Source organism: Bacillus sp. AP50, assembly GCF_040492675.1.
GTDB lineage: Bacteria > Bacillota > Bacilli > Bacillales > Bacillaceae_G > Bacillus_A > Bacillus_A cereus.
In genome coordinates, this window is sequence record NZ_JBEUTW010000057.1 from 14,362 (window position 1) to 33,475 (window position 19,114).

The following is a 19,114-nucleotide window of genomic DNA, read 5'->3' on the forward strand; positions in this document are numbered from 1 at the left end:
GATTGAGAATTGCTGTAATTGGAGCAATGGAAGAAGAAGTACGTATTTTACGTGACAAATTAGAACAAGCAGAGACAGAAACGGTTGCAGGTTGTGAATTTACGAAAGGGCTATTAGCAGGGCATGAAGTAATCTTGTTAAAGTCTGGTATTGGTAAAGTAAACGCAGCGATGTCAACGACAATTTTATTAGAAAAATATAAGCCTGAAAAAGTAATTAATACTGGTTCAGCTGGTGGATTCCATCATTCTCTAAACGTTGGTGATGTAGTTATTTCCACTGAAGTTCGTCACCATGACGTAGATGTAACAGCATTTAACTATGAATATGGTCAAGTACCAGGAATGCCGCCTGGATTTAAAGCTGATGAGGCGTTAGTTGCATTAGCTGAGAAATGTATGCAGGCTGAAGAAAATATTCAAGTTGTAAAAGGTATGATTGCAACAGGTGATTCATTTATGAGTGATCCGAACCGCGTTGCAGCCATCCGTGATAAATTTGAAAATCTTTATGCGGTAGAAATGGAAGCAGCAGCTGTTGCACAAGTATGCCACCAATATGAAATTCCGTTTGTTATCATTCGCGCACTTTCTGATATTGCTGGTAAAGAATCAAATGTTTCATTTGATCAGTTTTTAGATCAAGCAGCTCTTCATTCTACAAACTTTATCGTAAAAGTGTTAGAAGAGTTAAAGTAATGTAACAAAAAGGCAACTGTCTCATATAAAGAAAATACATACAGTTGCCTTTTCTTTATTGGCAAACAAGGGGGAGAACACGATGAATGTATATCGTGGAGTTCATGAGTTAATTGGTCATACACCAATTGTAGAAATTACTCGTTTTTCACTTCCGAAAGGAGTCCGTTTATTTGCAAAGCTTGAATTTTATAACCCAGGCGGAAGCGTTAAGGATCGTTTAGGAAGAGAATTAATCGAAGATGCGCTAGAAAAAGGGCTTGTGACCCAGGGTGGAACAATTATTGAACCGACTGCTGGGAATACTGGTATTGGACTGGCACTTGCAGCATTAGAACATGATTTACGTGTTATTGTTTGTGTACCAGAGAAATTTAGTATTGAAAAACAAGAATTAATGAAAGCACTAGGTGCAACGGTCGTGCATACACCGACTGAGCAAGGAATGACCGGTGCAATTGCTAAAGCAAAAGAGTTAGTAAATGAACTACCGAATTCATACTCTCCAAGTCAGTTCGCAAATGAGGCAAATCCTCGTGCATATTTTAAAACACTAGGACCTGAACTGTGGGACGCATTGAATGGAGAGATTAACATATTTGTTGCTGGAGCAGGAACTGGCGGTACGTTTATGGGGACTGCATCTTATTTGAAAGAAAAAAATATAGATATTAAAACAGTTATCGTAGAGCCAGAAGGATCTATTTTAAATGGTGGTAAGGCTGGTTCACATGAGACCGAAGGAATTGGACTGGAATTTATCCCGCCATTTTTGAAGACATCTTATTTTGATGAAATTCATACGATTTCTGATCGAAATGCATTTTTACGAGTGAAAGAATTAGCGCAAAAAGAAGGACTTCTCGTTGGGAGCTCTTCAGGAGCAGCATTTCATGCGAGCTTACTTGAGGCCGAGAAGGCAGCACCAGGTACAAATATTGTAACGATTTTTCCTGATAGCAGTGAGCGCTATTTAAGTAAAGACATATACAAAGGATGGGAATAAAAAATGAGAGCAAAGACAAAGTTAATTCATGGTATTCGCATAGGAGAACCTTCAACTGGATCTGTAAACGTACCGATTTATCAAACAAGTACGTACAAACAAGAAGCAGTTGGTAAGCATCAAGGATATGAATATTCACGTACAGGTAACCCAACACGTGCAGCTTTAGAAGAAATGATTGCTGTATTAGAAAATGGGCATGCTGGATTTGCATTTGGTTCAGGAATGGCTGCTATTACAGCGACAATTATGTTGTTCTCAAAAGGTGACCACGTTATTTTAACAGATGATGTTTATGGCGGAACATACCGCGTTATTACGAAAGTATTAAACCGTTTCGGTATTGAGCATACATTTGTAGATACAACAAACTTAGAGGAAGTTGAAGAAGCGATTCGTCCAAATACGAAAGCAATTTATGTGGAAACACCAACGAACCCACTACTAAAAATTACTGATATTAAGAAAATATCTACTCTTGCTAAAGAGAAAGACCTATTAACAATTATTGATAACACATTCATGACGCCATATTGGCAGTCGCCGATTTCTTTAGGAGCAGATATTGTGCTTCATAGTGCAACGAAATATTTAGGAGGTCATAGTGATGTAGTTGCAGGTTTAGTAGTTGTAAATAGCCCACAACTAGCAGAAGATCTTCACTTTGTACAAAACTCAACAGGAGGTATTCTTGGGCCACAAGATAGCTTCTTACTACTTCGCGGTTTAAAAACATTAGGAATTCGTATGGAAGAACATGAAACGAATTCACGTGCTATTGCTGAGTTCTTAAATAATCATCCAAAAGTAAATAAAGTATATTACCCAGGTCTTGAATCACATCAAAATCACGAATTAGCAACAGAACAAGCAAACGGGTTTGGTGCTATTATCTCATTTGATGTAGATAGTGAAGAAACATTAAATAAAGTACTTGAGAAACTACAATACTTTACACTTGCTGAAAGCTTAGGAGCGGTAGAAAGTTTAATTTCTATTCCATCTCAAATGACACATGCATCAATCCCAGCTGATCGCCGCAAAGAATTAGGAATTACAGATACATTAATTCGTATTTCTGTCGGTATTGAAGATGGTGAAGATTTAATTGAAGATTTAGCACAAGCGCTAGCATAATAAAAAATGCACTGCTCTATATTAGCAGTGCGTTTTTTTATTACGTCTTTTTGTGAAACATTTCACAAAATAGACATACACAAACGAAATGATTTCATGTATATTGAATTCAGGAAACGTTACTCACGAACAAACTTGTGAAACTTTTCACAAACAATGAAATTCATGTAGGAAAGCATCTCTATTTTTTTGTGTTAATTGGGACTTATTTTGACCTACAGGGACATATAAGGACCGTAATAGTAGAATAGGAGGAAATTCACATGGTAGTCAAAGAGAAAGTTGTAAATGAAATGCAGGAAGTAAAAAAGATGATTGATACGCTAGTAAATAATGGTCAACAAGCTTTACAAGCATTAGAAAGTTTTACACAAGAGGAAATTGACAACATTGTTCATGAAATGGCATTAGCAGGTGTTGATCAACATATGCCGCTAGCAAAATTGGCAGTTGAAGAAACTGGCCGTGGTGTATATGAAGACAAATGCATTAAAAATATTTTTGCCACTGAATATATTTGGCATAGTATAAAGCAAGATAAAACGGTAGGGATTATTCACGAAGATCCTCATGAAGAAATAATAGAAATCGCGGAACCTGTCGGTGTAGTAGCTGGAGTAACACCAGTAACGAATCCAACGTCGACAACAATGTTTAAAGCGTTAATTGCGATAAAAACAAGAAATCCAATTATTTTCGCATTTCATCCTTCCGCACAAAAATGTTCTGTGGCAGCAGCGAAAACCGTATATGATGCAGCGATGAAAGCTGGTGCACCAAAACACTGTATTCAATGGATTGAAAGACCGTCTGTTGAAGCGACGAAACAATTGATGAACCATGATGGTGTAGCACTCGTTCTAGCAACTGGAGGCGCTGGTATGGTGAAATCAGCTTACTCTACTGGAAAACCAGCGTTAGGCGTTGGTCCTGGTAATGTACCGTGTTATATAGAAAAATCAGCACATGTAAAACGAGCTGTTAATGATTTAATTTTATCAAAAACATTTGATAACGGTATGATTTGTGCATCGGAACAAGCAATCATTGTCGATAAAGAAATTTATGATGATGTTAAAACAGAAATGATTGAAAACAGTTGTTACTTTGTAACAGAAGAAGAAAGAAAAAAATTAGAAAAGCTCGTTATAAATGAAAATACATGTGCAGTAAATAGTGATATTGTAGGGAAATCAGCACAGTATATTGCCGATTTAGTTGGGATCACTGTTCCTGGACATACAAAAATGCTTGTAGCTGAAATTCAAGGTATCGGAGCAGCATATCCGTTATCCCGTGAGAAACTGAGTCCAGTATTAGCTTGTGTGAAGGCAAATTCATTAGAAGAAGGATTTACATATTGCGAAGAAATGTTGAACCTCGGTGGTTTAGGACATTCAGCAGTTATCCATTCTACAAATAAAGATGTGCAAAAGCAATTTGGGTTACGTATGAAAGCTTGCCGTCTCATTGTAAATGCACCTTCATCACAAGGTGGAATAGGGGATATATATAATGGATTTATTCCATCACTTACACTTGGTTGTGGTTCATACGGAAAGAATTCAGTTTCCCAAAATGTAACAGCGACTCATTTATTAAATATAAAAAGGCTGGCAAATAGAAAAAAGAATATGCAGTGGTTCAAACTGCCACCAAAAATTTATTTTGAAAAACATGCTACAGCTTATTTAGCAAATATGCCTAACATTTCACGTGCATTTATTGTAACGGACCCCGGAATGGTTGAACATGGCTATGTCGATACAGTCGCGCACTATTTAAACAAGAATGCAAATGATGTGAAAGTTGAAGTTTTCTTTGAGGTCGAACCAGATCCATCAGATGAAACTGTTTTCAAAGGTGCGGAAATGATGAAAAGTTTTAAGCCAGATGTAATTATCGCACTTGGTGGTGGTTCAGCTATGGATGCAGCAAAAGGAATGTGGTTATTCTATGAGCATCCAGAAACGACATTCTATGGTATTAAACAGAAATTTTTAGATATAAGAAAACGTACATGTAAATATCCGGAATTAGGAAATAAGGCGCAGTTTGTTGCGATTCCAACGACATCAGGAACGGGATCAGAAGTGACACCATTTGCGGTTATTACAGATAAGAAAAATAATATAAAGTATCCGCTCGCAGATTATGAATTAACACCAGATGTAGCAATTGTTGATCCACAATTTGTAATGACAGTACCACCACATGTAACAGCAGATACTGGTATGGATGTTTTGACACATGCAATTGAGGCGTATGTGTCTGTTATGGCAAATGACTATACAGATGGATTAGCATTAAAAGCTATTGATCTCGTATTCAAATATTTACCGAGAGCATATAAAGATGGAAATGATGAAGAAGCAAGAGAAAAAATGCATAACGCTTCTGCAATTGCAGGGATGGCATTTGCAAATGCTTTCCTCGGTATTAATCACAGCTTAGCACATAAGATTGGACCAGAATTCCATATTCCGCACGGACGCGCAAATGCCATTCTAATGCCGCACGTAGTCCGCTATAATGCTATTAAGCCCAGAAAACACGCATTGTTCCCAAAATATGAGCACTTTGTGGCAGATGAAAGATATGCACATATAGCGAGAATGCTCGGGCTTCCAGCAAGTTCGGCAGCAGAAGGGGTGGAATCACTCGTCCAAGCAATTATTGAGCTTGGAAAAAGCTTAAATATTAATATGAGTATTGCGGGACAAGGAGTCGATAAAGAGCAATTTGAAGAGGTTGTTGGAGTATTAGCAGAAAGAGCTTTTGAAGATCAATGTACAACTGCTAATCCAAAGTTACCGCTTATTTCAGAGCTGAAAGAAATTTATATGGAAGCATATAAAGGTGAATAATGATAAAAAAAGAGCCGCAGTAAAAGCGGCTCTTTTTTTATTGGAAAACATCTCCCAGAATGGCTGTATTTACTGGTCTTTCAGTTTCATAGAATATGATACAGTGAAATGGAGGAGTGAGAATATAATGAAAGAATTAAAAGGAAAAATAGAAGATTATACTCGGTTTGGACAAATGCTTCTCGCTGTAAGTACATTGTTAATGGTTGGCTTATTGATTCCGAGTGGAGCAAAAGAGACAATCCAATTTTTTGTTATGATGGGGAGCATCGTTATATTTTTAAGCTTATCGTTCTTTTTCTTTCAGCGTGTGAAAGTGATGCGTGACCAGCTAGAGGAAAATGAATGTGAATAATATTGTTAACTAGAGCGCAGCGAAAAGAAAAAATCTTTTTGTCGCGCTTTTTGTTTTTTTGTAGGAAAATATATGCGTTTCGTGTTGACAATGATAATCCTTATCAATTAAAGTAGAATAGTAGTTAATGATTATCATTATCAATTAGAGGTGAAGGAATGAAAAAATCTATTACGCTATTTACAGCGATTTTATCTATTTTTTTCTTGTTAATAGGTTGCAGTGCCAAAGGGGACGAAAAAGCGTCTGCAACCAAAACAGAAAAAGGAAAAGAGAAAATCGAAATTACCGACCTATCAGGAAGAAAGGTAACATTCGATAAAGTGCCAGAAAGTTTTGCAACATTAAGTATGGGGGACATGGATATTATTCATGCTTTAGGTGGAAAAATAGTAGGTCGCCCGGATACGAAATTAACTCTTCCAGATGAGCTAAAGAAAGCACAAGTAATTGGGAATGCACATCAACCGAATTTTGAGCAAATTGCTAGTTTAAAGCCCGATGTACTTGTTGCTAACAATGGATTCCAAAAGAATGTGCCAACGGTTGAAGGACAAGGAACGCAAGTTATCATTTCTTCTGCGAATTCTGTACAAGATATTCAAAAAAATATTGAATTATATGGAACGGTAATGAAGAAAGAAGATAAAGCAAAAGAAATTAATCAAAAAATGAATGATCAAATGAAGAAATATGAGAAAAAGAGCGATGCGAAAGCATTGCTAGTGTATGGCGCACCAGGAACTTATTTAGCGGCATTACCAACATCTTTATCAGGTGATATTTTAGAAAAAACAGGCGGAAAAAATATTGCTTCTGATTTTCCAGAAACGAAAGAATATCCGCAATATGCACAGCTAAGTGTAGAACGTATTATTGAGGCGAATCCAGATGTGATTTATTTAATTACACACGGAGATCCAAAAAGTGTGAAAAAAGCATTCGAAGGCGAAATGATGAAAAATGAAGCGTGGAAAAATTTAGAGGCAGTAAAACAAAACCGCGTAGTTATTTTGCCACCTGATTTATTTGGATCTAATCCTGGTACAAAAGTTACAGAAGCAATGGACTTTATGTATAAAAGTATACAAGATGTAAGGAAATGATACTATGGAAAGTAGTGAAGTAGTAAGAGAAAAGGAACATCCTTTTGCGAAAAAAAGATGGATAATAGCAGTTACTTTAGTTGTATTAACAATCCTAGGTCTCTTTTACGGTCTTTTCGCAGGAAGTTTATCCTTTTCTGTACGAGATATTCTAACGGGTATACAAGATGAAGGTTCGACAGTTCATCGAATTGTATGGGATCTTCGCATACCGAGAGTGCTCATTGGGTTTATAGTAGGAACATGTTTAGCTGCATCTGGTACACTGCTACAAGGAGTTATGAGAAACCCTCTTGCAGATCCTGGTATTATCGGAGTTTCATCTGGGGCAGGCCTTGTAGCAATTGTCATCATGATTTTATTCCCACAGCATCTAGCTTTTTTACCACTAGGGGCGTTTTTAGGATCTTTCATAACAGCGATGGTTATTTATGCTTTATCATGGCAAAAAGGGGCACCACCTTCAAAAATCGTCTTAGTAGGGGTGTCGATCAATGCATTAATTGGTGCAGCAACTTCAGCATTAATGTTATTACATAGTGACAAAGTACAATCGGTGTTACCGTGGCTAGCGGGTGGTATTGGTGGTGTAAGTTGGGCACATTTAAATATGATTATTTATTATGCAATATTCGCCATTATATTAGCTTTCTTTGGTATTAAGCATATTCGAGTGTTAATGCTTGGAGATGAAATGGCAAAGTTATTAGGACATAACGTGGAAAAAAGTCGGTTTTATTTAATCGTAGTAAGTACATTATTAGCTGGAATTGCAGTAAGTGTGTCTGGTCTTATTGGATTTGTCGGTCTTGTCGTACCACATATGCTACGTTTATTAGTTGGAAATGATTATAGATATTTGCTACCTTTATCATGCCTTGGCGGCGGGGTATTACTTGTTTTTGCGGATGCAATAGCTCGAAGTTGGTTTGACCCAATCGAATTGCCTGTTGGTATTTTACTGTCCTTCTTAGGTGGTCCGTTCTTCTTATATTTAATTCATAGAGGAGGAAAACAAAGTGATTTCCGTTAACAAAGTGTTTTACGCACACTCTGAAAGATTTCAAATGCAAAATATGAATGTACATATTAAGGCTGGAGAAATCGTTAGTTTAATTGGTCCGAATGGATCGGGAAAATCTACTTTGCTTCGTTTAATAGCAAGGCTACTGAAACAAAGCGAAGGGGACATCATTTTAGATGGGAAAAATATTCATATGATGAAGAGTGCTGATGTAGCGAAGCAATTAGCAATGTTACCACAAATGCATGATCATCAATTAGATTTAACAGTGAAAGAACTAATTGAGTTCGGAAGAGGTCCACATAAATCATGGAGTAGCCACTTAAATAAAGAAGATGAAGAAATTGTTGATTGGGCATTGTCTGTTACAAATCTTGAAGGGTATGAATATCGTCTTTTACATTCTTTATCAGGAGGGGAACGGCAACGTGCTTGGATTGCGATGACGCTAGCGCAACGTACAAATGTCTTATTATTGGATGAACCAACAACCTTTTTAGATATCGTTCACCAGTTGGAAGTAATGGAACTTGTGAAACGATTAAATGAGGAGTTTGGAATGACAATTATAATGGTTTTACATGACATTAACCAAGCTGCTCAATATAGCGATCGTTTACTTGTATTAAAGCGAGGAAAAATTCAGTATGATGGTATACCAGAAGAAGTACTATGCCATGAAATGTTTCAACATGTATTTGGCATAGATGTAGATATTTTTCAGGGAAGTGACAAGCCTTTTTTTACACCGAAACGAATTTCTAAAAGGGGAGAAGAGCGATGCAAACAGAAGAGCGTATTACCATTGAATTAGTAAGAGAATTTGTTATGGCAGCTCACGGGGATTTAGAGAAAGTACAAGAGCTATTGGTTGAATCACCAAGCTTACTTCACGCCTCTTATAATTGGGGTGGATCAGATTGGGAAAGTGCGTTAGGCGCATCGGCACATGTAGGTCGTAAAGATATTGCTCTTTATTTACTAGAAAAGGGTGCTCGGATGGATATTTTTGCAGCAGCTATGCTTGGTGAATTAGAAGTTGTACAAGCTATTTTAGTAGCTCAACCAGAAGCATTGCGCGCATCTGGTCCTCATGGTATTTCTCTTCTTCAACATGCACGAATGGGTGGAGAGAAATCTAAGCGTGTATATGATTATTTAGCAATACTATCTTAATGAACGAAGGAAGTTCTTATGTGCGGTAAACTTTTCACTTGAAACAATTGGAAAGTTTACCGCCCGTTAGAACGGGATAAGTATCTAGTATATTTGAAAATCCTACACCCCCCTCAATTGTAGTTTTCTTTATGCTAGTTATGATATGGATGCAGTGGACAATATTTGTCTACTGCTTTTTTTGTTTCTATAAGATTGAATATTCTGTGTTATGTGGTTGATTCATTTATAATAAATGGTAACACTTATTGTGCATACAAAATATGATTGTGAAATTAAGAAGAAATTAGTAGAAAGGAGTGAAGGAATGTTTCATACAGACCGTTTACAAATTCGTAAATATACAATGGATGATTTACAGTTCTACGCTTCACTATGGGGAAACGAAAAAGTAATGCGCTATATTGGAAATGGGAATTTAAAAACATATATGCAATGTAAAAAAAGTTTGGAAGAGTGGGTAATTCCTAGCTATAAAAACGGCCTCGGTTTATTTGTATTAATTGAAAAGGAAACGGGGATACGGATTGGTCATGCAGGATTAGTAAAGCAGCAGATAGATGGAAAAGAGGAAATTGAAATTGGTTATTGGTTATTACCTCAGTATTGGGGAAAAGGCTATGCGAGAGAAGCAGCGGCAGCATTTCGAGACTATGGCTTCCAAGCGTTACGAATGAATAAATTGATTTCTCTTATTAATCCGGACCACCCCGCCTCAATCTTTGTTGCTAGAAAAACGGGGCTTAGTTATGAGAAAACAACTTCATTTCATGGGATGGATGTTCTCGTTTATTCCATTAGGCGCGTTGGATGAAAAAAGGTTAATTGCATTTTTTGAAGAATGGTATATAAAAATAAAGGGGGGATTACATGTACATTTATCATAATGGACTTATTATTCGTGAGGGGACGAATGGTGTACCTGCATATGCAATTAAGACTTTATTCGAAGATGCCGGTTGGAGCAATGATAATATCCCTTCTTGGCAAATTGAAAAATTCACGATAGCATTTGAAAATTCAACATGGGCATTCACAATTTGGGATGAAGAAGAGATGATTGCCATGGTTAGAGTCATTTCTGATGGAATCATGGTCGCGAACATAGTAAATTTAGTTGTGAAATGTGAATATAGAGGGAAGGGATTAGGTAAGAAACTTGTCGCTCTTTGTTTGCAAAAGCTACCACATGGTGACTGGTTTGCACATACTTCTGCGAACAATTTTGATTTTTATAGAAGCTGTGGATTTGAAGTTAGAGAGCTATCGAGAAATGGAACATGTGCGTATTATGGATATCAAGTCGCGAAAAGAGATGGTCACCGATAAATGAATGAAAAGTAAAAGTTTAGCGAGGTAATTTTGAGGATTTGATAATAGAGAATGGATTGAGGCACATTTTATGATAAAATAAAAGAAAATTCTGTTTATTATTAGGGGGATAAAAATGAGTATAAAAGTTGGGGATGTATTTAAATATGAAAGAAGATTTACTGAGGAAGAGGTGTTTGAATTTGCAAATATTACCGGAGATAAAGGTAGACACCATGTGGAATATGATGAAAATGGAAGATTAATGGTCCATGGTTTATTGACTGCTAGCATTGGAACGAAAGTAGGCGAAGAATTACATTACATAGCAAGAGAATTAGTAAGTGAGTTTATTAGACCAGTTTTCACAGGAGATACAATCACTTGTGAATTAACTTTAACAAATGTTGAGCAAATGGAAGGCTATAAAAAAGTTTCAATCGAGTCAGTTTATCGCAATCAACACGAAAAGACTGTACTAGTGGGGACAAGTTATGGAATTATAAGGGGATAAAAAAGAAGCCTGTTTAGCAGGCTTCTTTTTTATTATTTAGTAAACACGTTTTCGATTTTCCGCATAACTAGAGATGAGTAGTAATGCAGTTTCTTCTCCTATATTACGAACAATATGAGGAACGCATGCATTCCATGAGAAAGAATCACCTTCTTCTACAATTGCAATATCTTCACCGTGCTGAACTTCTAGTTTTCCGCGTAATACAAGGTGACATTCTTCCCCTTCATGGGCATTTGGTGAGTTTTCTTTCGGGAATCCAGTAGGGATTTCTACTAAAGATAGGCGAAGGCCCCCTTGCTCCGCAACATGTTCAATTCTTTGCTCATCTTTGCCGTATACACTGTATTTCCGTTCTTCTTTTTTGACAATTTTTAATCGATCTTTTTGCTCTAACAATAAATAGGGAAGGGGAACGTTTAAAAAATTGGAGATCGTTTCTAAAGTTGAGATAGATGGTGATGTTTTATTATTTTCAACCTGACTCATAAATCCTTTAGAAAGACCTGTTCCCTCACAAATTTGTGCGATTGTTATGCCTCTACGTTGACGAATTTCACGTATTGCAGAACCAATATTCATAAAATCAAGCTCCTTTTTGTAAACAACTATTTGTATCATAGCAAAAAAAATATATTTTTTCCCAGTGAAAATGAATTGACGAATAAAAAAAATTAGTGTATGTTTTGTAATGTAAATAAAAGTTTTGTATAAGAAAACTATAAAGGAGAGAAAGAAATGAATCAACATATTGGTAACTTAATTATTCGTATCGTGTTAGGGGTAACATTCTTCATGCACGGTTTAACAAAATTCCAATCAGGAATTGACAATATTGCAGGGTGGTTTACAAGCATTGGTTTACCAGGAGGACTTGCATACGGTGTAGCAACATTTGAATTAGTTGGAGGCCTATTATTAATTCTAGGTTTAGGTGTAAGATATATTGGATTATTATTTGCACTTGTTATGGTTGGAGCAATCGTAAAAGTGAAATGGTCAGCTGGTTTATTGGGAGATGGAAAAAATCCTGGTTTCGAATTAGAACTTGCATTATTAGCAATGGGTGCATACTTATTTGTTGCAAAAGCTGATGGTTTTGTAGATAATTTCTTAAAAGAAAAAATGTCAAAGAAGAACTAATTTAAATGGGGGGCTAACAAGATGAGTTTTCAACTTCATCCCGATACAACACTGGATGTTGTTCATTTATACGTATCTAATGTAAAGAAATCACTAGAGTTTTATACGGAAGTACTAAGTATGAAGGTGCTAAAAGAAGAAAAAGCAGTCGTTACATTTGGGAATGAAAATGATGAACCACTTCTTATCATTGAAGAAAAGAAAGAAGCTTTTCCGAAGCAAAGAGGAAGAACAGGGTTATATCATTACGCAATTTTATTACCAAGTAGGCAGGATTTAGCGAATGTTCTTCGTCATCTTGTAGAAATGGTATATCCACTACATGGCGGGGCCGATCATTACTTTAGTGAAGCTCTTTATTTAGCTGATCCAGATGGAAACGGGATTGAAATTTATCATGATCGACAAAAAGAAGTTTGGCGTGATGAGAATGGAGAGCTCCCATTTGTTAGTAACCCGTTAGCTGGTGAAGAATTATTGCAGCAAGGAAGTACATGGAGTGGATTTCCAGCTGGTACTGTGATGGGGCATATTCATTTCCATGTAGCTGATTTAGAGGAAGCGAAACGTTTCTATGTTGATGGTCTTGGTTTTGAAGTAACAATCCCAGCTCGTAATGGAGCGTTGTTCGTATCAGCAGGTGGCTATCATCACCATATCGGTTTAAATACATGGCAAGGTGAAGGGGTACCACCGCAAATGCCAGGTTCTGTTGGTTTGAAATATTTCACAATTGTATTAGCGGATGAAAAACAAAAAGAGCAAGTATGTGAAAGCTTAAAAAATATTGGTAAGATTGCTACGTACAAAGATGGAATATTACAAGTCGAGGATCCATTTGGACATTGTATCCATTTCCAAATAAAAGGAGAAGCCTAAAAAGGCTTCTCTTTTTTATTTTCTTATAATTGCATTTTCGTTTTGTAAAAATAGTTCATCAAATTGTTTTGCAAGCTCAAAATCTAGTTTCGTTAAACCTTTTGCATTCCAAGATGACAAAGTAATAATAACTGCTTTATACTGGATAAGGATAAATGGATGGTGATTATGTTCTTCTGATAGTTTGGCGGCTTCAGAGACAAATTCGACTCCTTTTAAGTAGTCGGAAAACATATATTTTCGTTCAATCCATTTCTCATCTTTTACCATCCATTTATCTACCTTCAATAATTCCTCGTGAACTTCTTCTTCAGTTAATCTTAGCATCATTTTTCACATCCTTTATTGGAAGTAACGCAAGACCATTGTTAATAAGGCGTGTTACAGCTTCGTCAGTTGTGAAAGTAGAAAGTTGATGTAGTAATGCTGCAGATGTTTCATGCCCTTTGTTATGCTCTAAAAGTAACTCTAATACTTCAAGGCGCAGCAACCATTCTTTCGCATAAAATTTATTTAATACTTCTTGGATTGCTACTAATTGATCGATATGCGCGTCGTGTAAAATCCCCTCACTTCGAATATCTCGAACTGTTTGATACATACGCTCGAGTTCATTCAGTACAAGCGGAGCAGGAATTTCTTGAACTTCTTCATCCATTGGGAAAAATGCTGCTGCATCTGCGGCACCTGGGAATACTGAAGTGATTTGTGAGCCAACAGCCATATCAAATGCGCCCCATGAAGCATCAAATAAAACGCGGGCGTTATAAGTAACTGTGCAATCGATAAAGGAAATAAGAGCAATTTTCTTATCATTTTTCTCAATATCTGTTACTGTTCCTTTTACATGAATACCACTTGCAAAAGTAAACTCAGCGATAGTTCCAATTTTAATTCCTAATGATTGTAGTTGTTCGTCTGTACAATTTTCTAATGCAATATTTTCAGTAAGTAATCCAATCGGTGTTCCAAATCCGTCACTGTGTACAGAAGTAGAATGATTCGCTAACTGTTTATTATGAAGCGCTAATGCCGTTGGCGAATTTGTTCGCATGTAAATTAATTCACCTGCATCGTTTTCAATTGTCTCGCTAAATGTACCTGTAATTTGTAATCCACTATTTAGCTCAGCTGTTGCATAGTTCTCAGAGCGAATTGCTTTTTCTAAACCTTCTTTTCCACCTGTTTTAAAGGCCATTGTTTTAGAAAATGTTTCAAGCGCATCTGTTAATTCTTCAAAGGATTCACAAACAAATAGTTGTGGTTGCATTTTTGTTACGTCATAAGTTGTCCCTGTACATGCTTCGATAGAAAATGGAACCTTTTCTACAGCGTCTGTTAAGCAATGTTTGCTTTCGCCAACAGAAGAAAGGAGACCAGCACCATATATCTTTGGATCATCTATATTTCCGATCAATCCATATTCTACTGTCCACCAGAAAAGACGTGAAATTTGTTCAGCTTCCGATAAACCAGAAACTAACTTTTGTTTTTCAATTACAGCATTTTCAGCAGCCTTAACTTCATCAGGAGTAGAAGTAGGGCTTTCTTTTACTATCGTTAATGTACGAACAGCTTCAAATGCATCATGTTCTTCTTTTGTAGAGAAAGCTTTTGCACCAATTTGCCCAAAACGTTTCACATATTTTGCATATGTAGGATCAAGTAAAATCGGTGCGTGTCCTGCGGCTTCATGTACGATATCTGGAGCTGGTGTGTACTCGATATTTTCTACTTTCCGGATATCTGTTGCAATCGGTAGTAATCCGTGTCCTTGAAAATCGAAGAATGCTACGCCAGGAATAAGTCCGTCAATTGTTACAGCGCCCCAGCCGCTTGGTGCCAAACACTCATTCATTTCTTCTACTTTTGGAATTGCATCTATATTAATACCAGATGATTGTAGTCCGTTCACATAGGCTGGATGAGCAACGTCTTTTAAGAAGCTATGATTTTGTCTCATAATGTAACGCCACACAGCGTGATTCACCGGTGTGTATTGATCATAATGTTGTGTGGATACAAATGGTTTTAAATGCGATGGAATTTCTGTTTTCTTTGTCATTTAGACATCCTCCTTTTTTTCAATAAAATTGAATATCGATTTCGTATAGCTTGTATCACCCCCTTTCATTTTTTGTAAGCGCTTATAAAATTTTATCATAAGATTCGGAATTATTTAACATATGTTTCTGTGATAAATAGAAAAAGCCCCTATCGGAAAATCCGATAGGGGCGAAAGAATCGCGGTACCACCCTATTTGTAAGTGAAAATATACTTACATCTCAATTAATGATAACGGAAAAATTCCGTCTTTTCCTTCATGCATAAAAGCACTACGAAAAAGAAGCTCCAGAATTGTAATTCATACTTATATATGTGCTAATTTCCACCGACCATTAGCTCTCTGTAACAGGGATATAAGATACTACTGCGATTCTTTCAACGCGTATATATGAAATTGTGTAAGAGGATGGATGCAAAAAAGTCCCTATCGGAAAATCCGATAGGGACGATAAAAATCGCGGTACCACCCTATTTGTAAACAACTAATTGTTTACCACTCACTTTACGATAACGGAAAGATCCGTCTTTCTCTTCATGCATAAAAAGCATTACGGGAAAGAAGCTCCAGAATTGTAATTCACGCTTGTATATGTACTGATTCGCACCAACCATCAGTTCTCTGGGACAGTGATATAAGTCGCTACTAGCATTCCTTCAAAGCCGATATATAATTCGTTAAACTAAACTATGTTTTGTATTATAAAACTATATTAAAAAAATTGTCAACAAAAATTTTTTATCCCGTGTTAATGAGCAGTAAAATTCCTACCTCAAAATTCGGTGGGAGAATAACTGCCCGTAACCCCCGATTGGTGAAGGCTAATAATCAGTGGGGATGAACAAAATCTCTACTGATTAAGGCTTCACTTTATTTCACTTCTAAATTAACAGTTAAATTAGAGGTATTGCCAGCTGCATCAGTTGCTACAATGTGAATAGTATTTTTTTCTTCGTGTAATTGAGTGCGATCGAAATAAATGTCATAGCTTTTCTCCCAAGGGTTCAGGAATGCCTGTTCCCATACACCATTTCCGTTAATTTCATATTGCATTCTCACTGGAATACCAGGTGCTATCCAACCAGATTCTGACATCCAATCTAGTAGAATATCATCAACTTTTCCTCTAATTACGAGATTTTCTTGGTCAACTTCGTGTGTTAACTTAGGTGCAGTTCGATCAAGAAATACAGCAGCTGTTTGTTTTGTTTCTCCACCAGAATTAGAAGCAACTGCTTCGATTTGATATAGCCCGTCAGCTAAAGGAGTGCCATCTGCTTTTGTACCATTCCATTTGAAAGGTTTGCATCCAGGAGTTGCATTTTTAGCTTGATGGATAATCCCTTGATACGTTACACGTTCTTTCGTAACTAAATTTGCATGTAATGTTACATCATCCACAGGCGCAACTAAATAGTAGTTGATGAGATTATCATCTAGTACGTGGTCGCCATTTGGGCTAAAAGTAGAATTAATAATTTCAAGTCCATCGATACGTTTATAATCTTTAGGATCGATACTAAATGTGAATGGAATTCGAATTTCTTCTTTTGCCCCTTGTTCTTTTACATATACATTTCCAGTATACACACCTTGTGGTAGTGAGCTATCTACCGTGATAGTAAATGGTTTTTCGGTACTACTATTCGGTTGTATGCTAATCGATGAAGGGACAGAAGCTTTTACTTTTGTTTTTGTGTTGGCATCTAGTAATTCCACACGAGTTGAAAAACTTTTCTTTTTACTAGAAAGGTTTTGTAATGTAACATTTTGCGTCAGTTTTACTTTTCCGCTATTTGGCTTAATAAGACCAAAGCTGACATTGTTAGGTTTTACTAATACATTTGTTTGAGCTGCTTTCGGAATGTTAATTAAACCAGATCCTTGTTCCATAACAGGGTATGTATTTTCATTGACATCATGTAATGTTTTTGCATTGTTAGCAAGAGCCGCTTTCAATTGTTCTGTCGTCCAATCCGGATGCATTTGACGCAAGAGGGCAACCGCTCCAGCTACTTGCGGAGCAGCCATACTTGTTCCGTTATGCGATTCATAGCCGCCTCGCGGTACTGTACTAGTAATTTGTACTCCAGGTGCAACAACATCAGGCTTTATTAGCCAACTTCCTTGTGATGGTCCTCTTGAACTAAAGTTACCGATAAGTTCTGTTTGCTTTGGTTGTCCAATTTTTATATTTTTCTTTCGTTTTGTGATTAAAGTTTTTAATTCTTCCCCATTTGTATTTGATAATTGCATTACTGGGATAGCCAGATGTTCACGTGAAAAATATTCCGGCATCATATTAATTTCTTTTTCGTTAGAGATTAATAACACACCAAGTGCCCCAGCTTGCTTCGCTTGTTCTGCTTTTACTAATGTACTAGAAGTACCTTGTAAAATAAGTGCGAATTTCCCTTTCACATCTTGTTTTGCATAATCACTTGGATTGCCATAACCAACATATACAAGAGGGGAATCATTTCCTATTGGAAAATCGGATTTTGATAACGGTAACCCTTGATATGTTTTGCTGGAACCAGCTACTTGGAATGTTGGAAATGGGATAGAAACCGTAGATGCTCCAACAGAAATGACACTACTTGCGTTACTGGGAGCATCAACAGACCAAGGTTTTGGTCCGTCATTTCCATTTGAAACGACAGTAGTAACACCAAGTTTCGCTGCTCGTTCTAACGTTAATGTTACAGGCTGATCAGGTACATTTAAATCTTGCCCAAGGGAGAGGTTTAACACATCCGCACCATCTTGAATCGCTCGCTCAATCCCTTGGATAATATCATCTGTTGTACCAGTTCCACCGTCATTCATTACACGATAGGCTAGAATAGAAGCGTTTGGAGCAACGCCTTTAATTTTTCCATTACCCGCAATAATTCCAGCTACATGAGTACCATGTACGTTACCATCCATTGGATCGCTATCTTCATCAACCGTGTCATATCCACCGATATAATTTGCCTTTAAGTCAGGGTGTGTATAGTCTACGCCAGAGTCGATAATGGCTACTTTCATGCCTTTTCCATCAAGCGGTTTGCCAGATGGATCTTTTAAATTCCACGCTTCAGGTGCACCAATTGTCGGTCCACCGATATTTGGTGCTTCTTCGTTAGTAGTACTTTTTGATGTTTCATGCAATTTATATGTTAAGTTCGGATAGACTGCTTTTACTTCAGGTAAAGAGGCAAGAGAGGTAATTTGATCTCCAGGAACTGAAATAGAGAATCCGGAAAATAACGTATTATACACTTCTTTAATTTTTGCACCAGGTGCTTTTTCTTTTATTTTCTTAGTCGTATCTTCTTGTGCTTTTTTTAGCTCAGCATGATAAGACTGAGCATTACTATTTTGTAAATCTGGAGCATGCTGAATATTACTTTGAGCAGCGAGAGGTGCATGTTGCAATTCTACAATTACTGATATTTCTTTTGTTGTTTTCGTTTCAACATTTTGAGCAATTTTATGTTCTCCCCACTGTTCAATCGTTGTTTTTAATTGTGGACTAAATTGCTTCTCCTTTTGTAGTGATTCAGCATGAGCGCTTAAAGCTCCAAAACTAGAAAAGACAAGCGCCATGCTTAATAGTGTAGATGTAGTTTTTTTCATTGATACTCCCCCTAATAAAAAGTGCCAATATTCAGAAATGAAATCTTACATTTTAGTTATAACTTATAAATATAAATGTTGGCTAAACTATACTTTCGACATAATTCATACCAATCCTCTATGAATTGAAAATTTTTTGGGAAATTTTTTCTGATTATGTCGAATCGATATTTTTCACATATTGTAGGAAGAAAGTGAGGAATGCTAT

Annotated in this window: 18 protein-coding genes and 2 other annotated features; of the genes, 14 read left to right on the plus strand and 4 right to left on the minus strand. The window is 36.7% G+C overall.

The genetic code is table 11. The annotated features are described in order from the left end of the window. Positions 1-2 precede the first annotated feature (2 nt). The 12 genes from mtnN to ABWK52_RS06200 all read left to right on the plus strand — a co-directional run bounded on the left by mtnN (position 3) and on the right by ABWK52_RS06200 (position 11,194). Positions 3-698: a 5'-methylthioadenosine/S-adenosylhomocysteine nucleosidase gene (mtnN, locus tag ABWK52_RS06145; RefSeq protein ID WP_001217024.1), complete on the plus strand. Its 696-nt coding sequence runs from the start codon at positions 3-5 to the stop codon at positions 696-698. An 82-nt stretch (positions 699-780) separates the two neighbouring features. Beyond that, positions 781-1,704, plus strand: a complete 924-nt coding sequence (locus ABWK52_RS06150; RefSeq protein WP_001103881.1) for an O-acetylserine dependent cystathionine beta-synthase — start codon at positions 781-783, stop codon at positions 1,702-1,704. Between the two features lie 3 nt (positions 1,705-1,707). Then, positions 1,708-2,841 (plus strand): bifunctional cystathionine gamma-lyase/homocysteine desulfhydrase, encoded by a 1,134-nt coding sequence (locus ABWK52_RS06155; RefSeq protein ID WP_001201908.1) that lies wholly within the window; start codon positions 1,708-1,710, stop codon positions 2,839-2,841. Between the two features lie 263 nt (positions 2,842-3,104). Then, positions 3,105-5,708: a bifunctional acetaldehyde-CoA/alcohol dehydrogenase gene (gene adhE / locus ABWK52_RS06160; protein ID WP_025709764.1), complete on the plus strand. Its 2,604-nt coding sequence runs from the start codon at positions 3,105-3,107 to the stop codon at positions 5,706-5,708. Between the two features lie 127 nt (positions 5,709-5,835). Then, positions 5,836-6,063, plus strand: coding sequence for a YrhC family protein (locus tag ABWK52_RS06165; RefSeq protein ID WP_000661265.1), 228 nt, complete (start codon positions 5,836-5,838; stop codon positions 6,061-6,063). Positions 6,064-6,221: 158 nt separating this feature from the next. Further along, positions 6,222-7,169, plus strand: coding sequence for an ABC transporter substrate-binding protein (locus tag ABWK52_RS06170; protein WP_000748453.1), 948 nt, complete (start codon positions 6,222-6,224; stop codon positions 7,167-7,169). A 4-nt stretch (positions 7,170-7,173) separates the two neighbouring features. Next, entirely contained in the window at positions 7,174-8,202 is a 1,029-nt protein-coding gene (locus ABWK52_RS06175; protein ID WP_000445963.1) for a FecCD family ABC transporter permease, read from the plus strand. Beyond that, positions 8,189-9,007 carry an ABC transporter ATP-binding protein gene (locus ABWK52_RS06180; protein WP_000626525.1) on the plus strand — a complete coding sequence of 273 codons (819 nt, stop codon included), beginning with the start codon at positions 8,189-8,191 and terminating at the stop codon, positions 9,005-9,007. Before ABWK52_RS06175 ends, ABWK52_RS06180 begins: the two co-directional genes overlap by 14 nt. Next, positions 8,974-9,369: an ankyrin repeat domain-containing protein gene (locus tag ABWK52_RS06185; RefSeq protein WP_001192763.1), complete on the plus strand. Its 396-nt coding sequence runs from the start codon at positions 8,974-8,976 to the stop codon at positions 9,367-9,369. Before ABWK52_RS06180 ends, ABWK52_RS06185 begins: the two co-directional genes overlap by 34 nt. Before the next feature lie 235 nt (positions 9,370-9,604). Beyond that, positions 9,605-10,183, plus strand: a complete 579-nt coding sequence (locus tag ABWK52_RS06190) for a GNAT family N-acetyltransferase (protein WP_000258037.1) — start codon at positions 9,605-9,607, stop codon at positions 10,181-10,183. A gap of 56 nt (positions 10,184-10,239) precedes the next feature. After that, positions 10,240-10,698: a GNAT family N-acetyltransferase gene (locus ABWK52_RS06195; RefSeq protein ID WP_000276114.1), complete on the plus strand. Its 459-nt coding sequence runs from the start codon at positions 10,240-10,242 to the stop codon at positions 10,696-10,698. Between the two features lie 118 nt (positions 10,699-10,816). After that, a complete protein-coding gene (locus tag ABWK52_RS06200) occupies positions 10,817-11,194 on the plus strand; it encodes a MaoC/PaaZ C-terminal domain-containing protein (RefSeq protein ID WP_000025015.1) in 378 nt (125 codons plus the stop codon). Positions 11,195-11,230: 36 nt separating this feature from the next. On the opposite strand, the gene ABWK52_RS06205 is transcribed toward ABWK52_RS06200, so the two are convergent. Continuing rightward, on the minus strand, positions 11,231-11,776 hold the full coding sequence (locus ABWK52_RS06205; protein ID WP_001020693.1) for a helix-turn-helix domain-containing protein: 546 nt from the start codon (positions 11,774-11,776) through the stop codon (positions 11,231-11,233). Between the two features lie 156 nt (positions 11,777-11,932). Here ABWK52_RS06205 and ABWK52_RS06210 point away from each other — a divergent pair, with 156 nt between their 5' ends. Together ABWK52_RS06210 and ABWK52_RS06215 are read left to right on the plus strand one after the other, a co-directional pair. Beyond that, positions 11,933-12,337 (plus strand): DoxX family protein, encoded by a 405-nt coding sequence (locus ABWK52_RS06210; protein ID WP_001071553.1) that lies wholly within the window; start codon positions 11,933-11,935, stop codon positions 12,335-12,337. A gap of 21 nt (positions 12,338-12,358) precedes the next feature. Further along, positions 12,359-13,216: a VOC family protein gene (locus ABWK52_RS06215; RefSeq protein WP_000009844.1), complete on the plus strand. Its 858-nt coding sequence runs from the start codon at positions 12,359-12,361 to the stop codon at positions 13,214-13,216. A 15-nt stretch (positions 13,217-13,231) separates the two neighbouring features. Here the strand turns inward: ABWK52_RS06215 and ABWK52_RS06220 are convergent, their stop codons facing one another. The 3 genes from ABWK52_RS06220 to ABWK52_RS06230 form a co-directional block, all read right to left on the minus strand. Beyond that, positions 13,232-13,546 (minus strand): 4a-hydroxytetrahydrobiopterin dehydratase, encoded by a 315-nt coding sequence (locus tag ABWK52_RS06220; RefSeq protein ID WP_000979538.1) that lies wholly within the window; start codon positions 13,544-13,546, stop codon positions 13,232-13,234. Then, positions 13,527-15,281, minus strand: coding sequence for an aromatic amino acid hydroxylase (locus ABWK52_RS06225; RefSeq protein WP_098541542.1), 1,755 nt, complete (start codon positions 15,279-15,281; stop codon positions 13,527-13,529). Before ABWK52_RS06225 ends, ABWK52_RS06220 begins: the two co-directional genes overlap by 20 nt. A 163-nt stretch (positions 15,282-15,444) precedes the next feature. Further along, positions 15,445-15,672, minus strand: a binding site (T-box leader). Between the two features lie 50 nt (positions 15,673-15,722). Continuing rightward, positions 15,723-15,951: a binding site (T-box leader), on the minus strand. Positions 15,952-16,152: 201 nt separating this feature from the next. Next, complete coding sequence (locus ABWK52_RS06230) at positions 16,153-18,906, minus strand: S8 family peptidase (RefSeq protein ID WP_098541544.1); 2,754 nt, start codon at positions 18,904-18,906, stop codon at positions 16,153-16,155. Positions 18,907-19,114: the final 208 nt, after the last annotated feature.